1 protein-coding gene is annotated in these 844 nt (G+C 49.8%); it reads left to right on the top strand.

Annotation, left to right across the window (positions count from 1 at the left end):
- The coding region (locus VE26_RS19105; protein ID WP_200897279.1) for a hypothetical protein at positions 1-844 on the top strand (844 nt) is incomplete at both ends.

Genomic DNA, 844 nt, shown 5'->3' with positions numbered 1-844 from the left:
GAGAGAGAGAAAGAGACGGGCAGGCAAGGGCGGGAGAAAAGGAGAGGGGGGAAAAAAAAAAGGGGGAGGGAGGGGAGGGAAGAGGAAAGGGAGGAAAAGGAAGGGAGGGAGGAAGGAGGGGGGGGGGAGAGAGAAAGAAAGGAGGAGGAAGAGGAGGAAGGAAGGAGAGAAAAGGGGGGGAAGGGGAAGGGGGGAAGAGGAGGAGGGAGGAAAAGAGAAGAGGAAGGGGAGAGGAGAAGGAAGAGGGAAAAAGGGAGGAGGGGAAGAGAGAAGAGGGAGGGGAAGGGAGAGGAAAGGAGGGAAGGAGGAGAGGGGAAGGGAGGGGAGGAGAAGGAGAGGGAGGGGCAGAGGAAGAGGGTAAGGACGAGGAAGAGGAAGGCGAAGGAGAGGAGAAAGGGGGAGGGGGGGAGGGAGGAAGAAGGGGGGAGAGAAGGAGGAAGGAAAAAGAGGGAGGGGAGAAAAGGGAGGGGAAGAGAGAAGAGGAAAAAAAAGGAGGAGAAGGAGAGAAGGAGGAAAGAAGGGAGGAGGGGGAGGAAAGGGGAGAAGAAGAGGAAGAAAAGAAAGGAGAAGGAAAGAAAGGAAAGAAGAGAGAAAAAGAAAAAAGAGAGAAAAAAGAGAGAAAAGAAGAAAAAGAAAAAAGAAAAAAAGAAAGAGAAAGGAGAGAGAAAAAGAAAAAGGAAGAAGAAAAAAAAAAAGAAAAAAAGAGAAGAAAAAGAAAAAAAGAAGAAGATAAAAAGAAGGAGAAGAAGGAAAACGAGAGGAAGAGAGGAGAAGAGGGAAAGGAGAAGAGTATAAGAGACAGGAGAATTGAGCGCATACATCTCCTCGACAGCGGCCAGATCCC

Source organism: Devosia chinhatensis (assembly GCF_000969445.1).
Taxonomy (GTDB): domain Bacteria; phylum Pseudomonadota; class Alphaproteobacteria; order Rhizobiales; family Devosiaceae; genus Devosia; species Devosia chinhatensis.
Note: the sequence above shows the minus strand (reverse complement) of the source record. Positions and strands in the feature narration are given on the sequence as shown.